General features: G+C 62.6%; 8 protein-coding genes. 5 read left to right on the top strand and 3 right to left on the bottom strand.

Going from position 1 to position 8,413, the window contains the following annotated elements:
- Position 1: 1 nt before the first annotated feature.
- From JWQ61_RS05400 to JWQ61_RS05385, 4 genes are read left to right on the top strand one after another with little or no spacing between them, the layout of a single operon-like run.
- Positions 2-946: a branched-chain amino acid ABC transporter permease gene (locus JWQ61_RS05400; RefSeq protein ID WP_304359620.1), complete on the top strand. Its 945-nt coding sequence runs from the start codon at positions 2-4 to the stop codon at positions 944-946.
- Positions 946-2,004 (top strand): branched-chain amino acid ABC transporter permease, encoded by a 1,059-nt coding sequence (locus JWQ61_RS05395; protein WP_304359619.1) that lies wholly within the window; start codon positions 946-948, stop codon positions 2,002-2,004. Before JWQ61_RS05400 ends, JWQ61_RS05395 begins: the two co-directional genes overlap by 1 nt.
- Complete coding sequence (locus JWQ61_RS05390) at positions 2,001-2,774, top strand: ABC transporter ATP-binding protein (protein ID WP_304359618.1); 774 nt, start codon at positions 2,001-2,003, stop codon at positions 2,772-2,774. The genes JWQ61_RS05395 and JWQ61_RS05390 overlap by 4 nt, the downstream gene beginning before the upstream one ends.
- Positions 2,771-3,463: an ABC transporter ATP-binding protein gene (locus JWQ61_RS05385; RefSeq protein WP_304359617.1), complete on the top strand. Its 693-nt coding sequence runs from the start codon at positions 2,771-2,773 to the stop codon at positions 3,461-3,463. Before JWQ61_RS05390 ends, JWQ61_RS05385 begins: the two co-directional genes overlap by 4 nt.
- 1 nt (position 3,464) lies before the next feature.
- Here JWQ61_RS05385 and JWQ61_RS05380 read toward each other — a convergent pair whose 3' ends face one another.
- From JWQ61_RS05380 to hutC, 3 genes are all read right to left on the bottom strand, one after another.
- Positions 3,465-4,268 (bottom strand): ferredoxin--NADP reductase, encoded by an 804-nt coding sequence (locus JWQ61_RS05380; RefSeq protein WP_304359616.1) that lies wholly within the window; start codon positions 4,266-4,268, stop codon positions 3,465-3,467.
- Entirely contained in the window at positions 4,265-5,743 is a 1,479-nt protein-coding gene (locus tag JWQ61_RS05375) for an MFS transporter (RefSeq protein ID WP_304359615.1), read from the bottom strand. Before JWQ61_RS05375 ends, JWQ61_RS05380 begins: the two co-directional genes overlap by 4 nt.
- A gap of 79 nt (positions 5,744-5,822) precedes the next feature.
- Positions 5,823-6,533, bottom strand: coding sequence for a histidine utilization repressor (gene hutC / locus JWQ61_RS05370; protein ID WP_304359614.1), 711 nt, complete (start codon positions 6,531-6,533; stop codon positions 5,823-5,825).
- 504 nt (positions 6,534-7,037) lie between these two features.
- Here hutC and hutU point away from each other — a divergent pair.
- Positions 7,038-8,413, top strand: a 1,376-nt coding sequence (hutU, locus tag JWQ61_RS05365; RefSeq protein ID WP_304359613.1) for a urocanate hydratase, incomplete at its 3' end; no start/stop codon positions are given.

Below are 8,413 nucleotides of genomic sequence, written 5' to 3'. Positions count from 1 at the left end.
AATGGAATTTACCCTCATCACTTTGCTGAACGGCCTCAGTTACGGCTTGCTGCTGTTCCTGTTGTCGTCGGGACTGACGCTGATCTTCAGCATGCTCGGCGTGCTGAATTTTGCGCATGCGAGTTTTTACATGCTGGGCGCCTATTTCGCCTATGCGATCAGCATCAAGCTCGGCTTCTGGCCGGCGCTGCTGCTGGCGCCGCTGCTGGCCGGCCTGCTGGGAGCCCTGGTCGAGCGCTTCGGACTGCGCCATGTGCGGCGCCACGGGCAGGTGGCGGAGCTGCTGTTCACTTTTGGCCTTTCCTACGTGATCGTCGAACTGGTGCAACTGGCCTGGGGCAAATCGGCGCTGCCGTATGCGATTCCGGCGCAGCTCGACGGGCCGCTGTTTACCTTTTATTCGACCACATTCCCCATCTATCGCGGCTTCATGATGCTGCTGGCGTTGCTGGTCCTGCTGGCCGCAGGCTGGCTGCTGAAGCGGTCGCGCACAGGTTTGCTGATCCAGGCGGCGCTGACCCATCCGCAGATGGTTGAAGCGCTCGGCCACAACGTGCCGCGCATTTTCACCCTGGTGTTTACGGCCGGTTGCGGCCTGGCCGGATTGGCGGGAGTGGTGGGCGGCAATGCCTTTGTCACCGAACCGGGCATGGCGGCCGGGGTCGGCAGCATCATCTTCGTGGTGGTGGTGGTCGGCGGCCTGGGTTCGCTGCGCGGGGCGTTCCTGGCTTCGCTGCTGATCGCGATCCTGCAGACTTATGCGGTGGCGCTGGATGTATCCCTGGCCAGCGGCCTGGCGCATTGGGGCGTAGCCGTCGATCCTGAGGCAGCGGCCTATCCGCTGCTGCAATTGACGCTGGCGCAGCTGGCGCCGGTGCTGCCGTACCTGCTGCTGGTGCTGGTCATGCTGCTGCGTCCGCGCGGCTTGTCCGGGGTGCGCGACTGATGGACAAACGCTTGACGCAAAAGTGGTTCTGGCTGGCGTTTGCGCTGGTGTTGCTGGCGGCGCCCTGGGTGTTTCCGCAAAGCGCGGCGCTATCGCTGCTGTCGCAATGCGGCAGCATGATGATCCTGGCGCTTTCTTTCAACATGCTGCTCGGGCAGACCGGCATGCTGTCTTTCGGCCACGCCGTGTACGCCGGCCTGGCCGCGTTTGCGGCTGTGCACGTGATGAACCGGTGGGCCGGCGGCAGTCCTGCCGCGCTGGCGCTGATGCCGCTGGTCGGCGGTTGCGCCGGTTTGTTGTGCGGCGCCGTGTTCGGTTTTATCACTACCCGCAAATCGGGTACCGCCTTGTCCATGATCAGCCTGGCGCTGGTCGAACTGGTGGCGGCCGGCGCCTTGATGCTGCCGGGATGGTTCGGCGGCGAGAGCGGGATCAGCACCGACCGCGTGCTTGGCGCGCCGCTGTTCGGCATCGACTTTGCTTCGCAGCTGCAGGTGTATTACCTGATCGCCTGCTGGCTGTTCGTCTGCGCCGCCGCCATGTACGCGTTGACCCGTACGCCGCTGGGCCGCATCGCCAACGCCGTGCGCGACAACCCGGAGCGGGCGGCTTTCATCGGCTATGATCCGCGCCGCGTGCGTTACCTGATGTTCATGCTGTCGGCGTTATTCGCCGGCGTCGGCGGCGCGCTGACCGCCATCAATTTCGAAATCGCCAGCGCTGAAAACCTGGGTTTGCTGCGTTCAGCGCAAATCCTGCTGTTTACCTTTATCGGCGGCACCGGCTATTTCTTCGGGCCGGTGATAGGAGCTTTGGTCGGCGTGCTGTTTTCTGCCTTGCTTTCGACCTATACGCGAGGCTGGCAGCTGTATCTTGGCCTGCTGTTTGTGATCGTGGTGATGTTTGCGCCCGGCGGCATCGCCGGCGTTCTGGTGCGGCTGACCTCTGTTCGACGGCTGACGTTACCATTTCTGCTGCGTGCGATCGGCCTGTTGCTGCTGGCGGGCGGGTCCGTATTCTTGATTGAAATGCTGTACCGGCGGGCAGCGGGCCTATGAGCGCAACTGACCTGGTTATCCTGGAACTGCGCAAGCTGCACAAGCAGTTTGGAGACACGCCGATTATCCGCGGTGCAGACCTGCAAGTGAAACAAGGTGAAAGGCTGGCGTTGATCGGTCCCAACGGCGCCGGAAAATCAACCCTGTTCAACCTGATCTCGGGCCGTACTGCCGCCAGCAGCGGCGAGATCCTGCTGCATGGCAGCGATATCAGCGGCCTCAGTCCGTTCCAGGTGAATCGTCTCGGCCTGGCGCGCAGCTTCCAGATCACCAATATATTCCCGCAGCTGAGTGTCCGGGAAAACCTGCGCGCCGCAGTAATGTCGTCGCATGGCTACCGCAATGTGTTCTGGCGCCGCCTGTCGACCCTGCATGCTTTCAGCCAGCGTACCGAAGAAGTATTGCTGTCGTGCGGTTTGCATGCGCAGCATGATACCCTTGGCGGCGACCTCAGTTATGCCGCCCAGCGCGCACTGGAAATCGGCATCACGATCGCCGGCGATGCCGACCTGATCCTGCTGGACGAACCGACCGCCGGCATGAGCCGGGACGAATCGGCGGCTGCCACCGAGCTGATCCGCAGCGTCAGCGCCGGCAAGACCTTGCTGATGATCGAGCACGACATGGAAGTGGTGTTCGGGCTGGTGGACCGGATCGCGGTGCTGGTCGAGGGCCGGATTATCGCGTGCGACACGCCAGAGGCAATCCGCGGCAATCGCGCGGTGCAGGCAGCTTATCTCGGCAGTGTCGATGCGGAGCCTGCGGCATGACGGCCTTGCTCGAAGTGCGCGGCTTGCACGCTTTCTACGGCCAAAGCCATGTCTTGCACGGCGTCGATCTTGATGTCGGAGCGGGCCAGATCGTCAGCCTGCTGGGACGCAACGGCGCCGGCCGTTCCTCGACCCTGAAAGCGCTCATGGGTATGTTGCGCAGCCGCGGTTCGGTGCGTTTCAATGGCGTCGAACTGAACGGTTTGAAAACCTTCCAGATTGCCCGGCATGGCGTGGCTTACGTGCCGGAAGAGCGGGCCGTGTTTCCGACGCTGACGGTGCAGCAGAACCTGCTCCTGGGCCAGCAGCGCGAGCGGGTGGCGATCGAGGAGATGTGGCAGCTGATGCCGCAGTTGGCGGCGCGCAAGCATGTGGCTGCCGGTTTGCTGTCCGGCGGCGAACAGCAGATGCTCAGCCTGTGCCGCAGCCTGATGGGTAAACCGCGGCTGATCATGGTGGATGAACCGACCGAAGGTTTGGCGCCGCATATGGTGCAATCGGTGGCCCGGCATTTGCTGGCGTTGCGGGCGCAGGGACTGGGTGTATTGCTGGTGGAGCAGAAACTCGGCATCGCGCTGGACATCTCCGACCGTGTGCTGGTGATGGGACACGGCCAGATCGCGTTTGCCGGTACGCCGGACGAATTGCACGCCAATCCGGAGATACGGCAGAAATGGCTGGAGGTCTAGGTCACCAGTAGTCTTCCGTCACGAACTGTCCAGGCACCGCGCGCCGGCAAGGACGCAAGCCGCGCTGGTAGAGGATGTCGCGGGTCGCCGTGATCATTTCCGGATTGCCGCACATCATGATGCGCGATTTTTCCACCGTGATATCCAGGCCGGCTGCCGCTTCCAGTTCGCCGCTGCTCAGCAGGGTGGTGATCCGGCCTTGCAGGTTGCCGGGAGCGGCCGCCTGCTGATCGCGTGTGGTGGAACGTATCAGTTGCAGCCTGGCGCCGCCGGCTGCCAGTTCCGGCCGCAGCGGCAGGGCGGACAGCAGTTCCTGGTAGGCCAGCTCCTCGCTGTTCCTGACGCAATGGACCAGGACCAGGTTGCGGAATTTTTTCCATACCGACGGATCCTGCAGGATCGAGATGAACGGGCCGAGACCGGTGCCGGTGGCCAGCATCCACAGATCTTCGCCATCTACAAACCTATCCACGGTCATGAAGCCGTAGCTGAATTTTTCCACCAGGATCGGGTAACCCGGCTTCAGGTCTTTCAACTGTTCAGTGAACAAGCCTCCCGGAACCTGCACCAGGAAATATTCCAGTTCATCTTCGCCGGCCGCCGAGGTGACCGAATAGGCGCGCCACAGGGTTTCCTCACCGGCCGTTACTCCGAGCCGGGCAAACTGGCCCGGCGTGAACTGGTAGCCGGCCGGCCGCGTGGTGCGGAACGACAGCAGCTTGTCGGTCCAGTAATGCACGCTGGTGACGGCTTCGGTACTGGCCTTGAGCTGGGAAACCGGCGTTTTGGGAGGCGAGCTGCTCATGACAGGGGTTCCTGTAGTTGTTCACCGCGGACTGTGCCGACGGCCGGAGCGTTCAGGCGCAAGGCTTGGCGCACCGTAAAGAAAGCCAGCAGCGGCGCTAGCGCGAAACAGATGAATAGCCATTGTGCCGCATTTGCGGCGCCGGGCAAACCGCCCGGGTCGGCCAGCCCGGCCAGCGAGGTCACCATGCCGGCCAGGGCGGCGCCGATGGCGGTGGCGAACAATTGCACGGTGGTGAGCGAATAGGCGGCGAGATTGCCTTCATCCGGGGGCGCGCTGCTCAATATCTTGGCCATCAGGTGCGGCATGCCCATGCCTATGCCGAAACCGACCAGTATCAGCGCGATGCACAAGGGCAGCAGGCCGTAGTCGTTCAGCGCCGCGGCCGACGGCAGCATGAACGACAGCGCCAGCAATGCCGCGATCACCACCAGCGGCCCGGCTTTCATGACAAATTTCGCGCGGGTCCCGCCATAACTGGAAAACAGCAGCGCCGCCAAAGTCCAGCCGCAGGACATGATGCCGGTCAGGTAGCCGGCCAGCAGCGGCGAGTGGCCCTGGATCACCTGCAGGAAATACGGCACGTAGATTTCGGTGGTCAGTCCCAGGATCATCAAGATCATGGTGGCGTACAGGGCGCCGATGCGGCTGCGCAGGGAAAACGCGCCGCTCGGCAGCAAGCGCGTGCCGCCGCGCTGTTCCAGCCAGGCGATCAGGCCGACCAGGGCGATGCCGAGCAGGATGCCGCCGATATTGAGGATGGCGCTGCTGAACAGGCTGGCCGCCGACACCGACAGCACCGCCGCCGCCAGCAGCAGGATTTTTGTGATGGGAATGCTGTTGGCTTTTTCTTCCGAACGCGTTTCAGCCGGAACCTTCAGCGTGAACTGCACCAGCAGCGCAAGTATGACGGCTGCCGGCAACAGCGACCAGAACGCGCCGCGCCAGCTGCCGGCCTGCGCAAACATGCCGCCGATGGCCGGGCCGGACAGTGTGGAAATTCCCCACATGCCCGACATCAGGGCCATCGCGCGCGACCACAGCGGCGGCGCAAACACCACCCGGATCATGGCGTAGGATAGCGCCACCAGCACGCCGCCGCCGAACCCCTGCACGGTGCGCGCCAGCAGCAGCCACACCATGTGCGGCGCCAGCGCGCAGCCGGCCGAACCCAGTGAAAACACCAGCAGCGCCAGCAGGCAGGCGGGACGGTAGCCGATCCATTCGACCAGCCGCGAAGCCAGGCCGGCGGCGATGATGGAAGCCACCACAAACAGCGAGGTGGCCCAGGCATAATATTCCAGGCCGCCGATGTCCTTGACTACCGACGGCAGGATGGTGGTGACAATATAGACATTGGTGGCGTGCATGCCGATGCCGCCGGCCAGCGTGATGGAGCGTAGGGCGTTGCGCCCCGACAGCAGGTCCGCCCAGCTGGCGGAGGGTGCGTCGGGCGAAGTAGGGGTGACTGACATGAATCGATATGTCCCGTTTGCTGCGTTCTGATTGAAATTTTACTGCGGCCGCTCGGCCGCCGTAGTCTGTCCGCGCGGATCAGAATCCGCCGGTGAACTGATATCTTGAGCCGGGATGCCACAAGGTGACTGAAGTCGCCACCGCCTGCCGCACCCAGGTGCGGCGCGACAGCAGCAGGCACGGTTCGCCGGCTTCCATCTGCAGCAGCTTGCGCACTGCGGCGTCCGGCATCTTGGATTCGATGCTGTATTCGGCTTTGTCGAGCGGCGCAATCTGCACCATGTAGTGATTCGGCGTGATCCGGTGGAAATCCTGCTGCAGGTAGTCGGGAAACAGCTGCGGATTGGTATAGCGGTCTTCCAGCTGGATCGGGATGTCGTCGGCGAAATGCACGATCACGGAATGGAAGGCCGGGCCGCTTTCCAGCTCCAGCGCCTTCAGTGCGACTGGCGCATTGCTGGCTTCCAGCGTCAGCACCTGGCTGCGGTAGCGGTGGCCGCGCGCCACCAGTTCATCGTCGATACTGTGTATCTCGACCAGGGTAGACTGGTATTTGCCGGGCGCGACGTAAGTGCCCGAACCCTGGATCCGCACCAGCAACTGGTTGTCGGTGAGCTCGCGCAGGGCGCGGTTGACGGTCATGCGCGACAGGCTGAATTGCAGCATCAGTTCGCGTTCCGAGGGAATCAGGTCGCCTGGTTTCCAGTCGCCGCTGCGGATTTGCTGCAAGACATGGTCCTTGACCTGTTGAAATGCCGGGACTGCTTTGTTGTTTGTTGCGCCATGCATGTGCAGGCTCCTACTCAAGAAATTCATCACGGATACTACATCAGTTGCTACAGAACTCATTTCCCCCATATCCGTGAGTGCGAACGCGGCTATTTGGGAGGTAGTGCAAGGCGCGTCGTGCAGCCAAGGGTAGGTTCCCTTGGCAAGCGGCGCATCGCGGCAATACGCCCAAATAGCCCGTTCCCGAAGGGTTCTTGCCAGACGAGGCGCTGGCCGCGTTGTGCTCCTTGCCGATAGCCCCGCTATCGGACGCGTCGCACGCCTTGCCAGCGCCTCGTCTGGCAAGAACGCATCTCACGGATATGGGGGAAATGAGTTCTTTGCCAAGTATGCAAGTTCAAGTGGCCTTGAAGTCAACATAAATTTTTACTGGCTTGCGTAAATTCGGTTGACTAAGTTGTATAGGCATTATATTTTACTGGACTATACAACTTGATGTTTTGTTTTCCAGCGATCTTAATGATAAAGATCGGTCTGCAGCCACTTTTAAGGAGATCAGCCAACATGAGCACCAATACAGATCCGCGGCGCGACCCCAGCCGCACCATCCGTGCCCCGCGCGGCACCACCTTGACCGCCAAGAGCTGGCTGACCGAAGCGCCGCTGCGCATGTTGATGAACAATCTCGATCCGGAAGTGGCGGAGCGGCCGAACGACCTGGTGGTCTACGGCGGCATCGGCCGCGCTGCGCGCGACTGGGCCTGCTTCGACAAGATCGTCGAGGCGCTCACCAACCTGGACGACGACCAGACCCTGCTGATCCAGTCCGGCAAGCCGGTCGGCGTGTTCCAGACCCACGCCGATGCGCCGCGGGTGCTGCTGGCCAACTCCAACCTGGTGCCGAAATGGGCCAACTGGGAACATTTCAACGAACTCGACCGCAAAGGCCTGTTCATGTACGGCCAGATGACCGCCGGCAGCTGGATCTACATCGGCAGCCAGGGCATCGTGCAAGGCACGTTTGAAACCTTTGCCGAAGCAGGGCGCCAGCATTTCGGCGGCAACCTGGCCGGACGCTGGATCCTGACCGCCGGCCTGGGCGGCATGGGCGGCGCGCAGCCGCTGGCGGCAACCCTGGCCGGCGCTGCCTCGCTGACTATCGAGTGCAAGCAGTCCAGCATCGATTTCCGTCTGCGCACGCGCTATCTCGACAAGCAGGCGAAGAACCTGGACGATGCGCTGGAGCTGATCAAATACCATACCGAACGCAAGGAAGCGATTTCCATCGGCCTGCTCGGCAACGCCGCGGAAGTGCTGCCGGAGCTGGTCAAGCGCGCCAAGGCCGGCGGCATCAAGCCGGACCTGGTGACCGACCAGACCTCGGCGCATGATCTGATCAACGGCTATCTGCCGCTCGGCTGGAGCGTCGAGCAATGGGTAGCGGCGCAGAACGATCCGTCGCAACAGGCGCGGCTGACTGCCGATGCGGCGCAATCCTGCGCGCAGCACGTGCAAGCGATGCTGGATTTCCATGCGATGGGCATCAAGACCGTCGACTACGGCAACAACATCCGCCAGGTCGCATTCGACCAGGGCGTCAAGAACGCCTTCGATTTCCCCGGTTTCGTGCCGGCCTATATCCGGCCGCTGTTCTGCGAAGGCAAGGGGCCGTTCCGCTGGGTCGCCTTGTCGGGCGATCCCGAGGATATCTACAAGACCGACGCCAAGATCAAGGAACTGTTCCCGCAAAACAAACATGTGCACCGCTGGCTCGACATGGCGCGCGAACGCATTTCTTTCCAGGGCTTGCCGGCGCGGATCTGCTGGCTGGGCCTGGGCGAACGCCATATCGCCGGCCTCGCGTTCAACGAAATGGTGCGCACCGGTGAATTGAAAGCGCCGATCGTGATCGGCCGCGACCACCTGGATACCGGCTCGGT

The sequence above is a fragment of the Collimonas fungivorans genome, from assembly GCF_028292705.1.
Classification (GTDB): Bacteria; Pseudomonadota; Gammaproteobacteria; order Burkholderiales; family Burkholderiaceae_D; genus Collimonas; species Collimonas fungivorans_B.
Note: the sequence above shows the minus strand (reverse complement) of the source record. Positions and strands in the feature narration are given on the sequence as shown.

Excerpts from the sequence above, each read along its gene's own strand:
- JWQ61_RS05400 (WP_304359620.1), top strand. The coding sequence starts at position 2 with ATGGAATTTACCCTCATCACTTTGCTGAACGGCCTCAGTTACGGCTTG.
- JWQ61_RS05395 (WP_304359619.1), top strand. The coding sequence starts at position 946 with ATGGACAAACGCTTGACGCAAAAGTGGTTCTGGCTGGCGTTTGCGCTG.
- JWQ61_RS05390 (WP_304359618.1), top strand. The coding sequence starts at position 2,001 with ATGAGCGCAACTGACCTGGTTATCCTGGAACTGCGCAAGCTGCACAAG.
- JWQ61_RS05385 (WP_304359617.1), top strand. The coding sequence starts at position 2,771 with ATGACGGCCTTGCTCGAAGTGCGCGGCTTGCACGCTTTCTACGGCCAA.
- JWQ61_RS05380 (WP_304359616.1), bottom strand. The coding sequence starts at position 4,268 with ATGAGCAGCTCGCCTCCCAAAACGCCGGTTTCCCAGCTCAAGGCCAGT.
- JWQ61_RS05375 (WP_304359615.1), bottom strand. The coding sequence starts at position 5,743 with ATGTCAGTCACCCCTACTTCGCCCGACGCACCCTCCGCCAGCTGGGCG.
- hutC (WP_304359614.1), bottom strand. The coding sequence starts at position 6,533 with ATGCATGGCGCAACAAACAACAAAGCAGTCCCGGCATTTCAACAGGTC.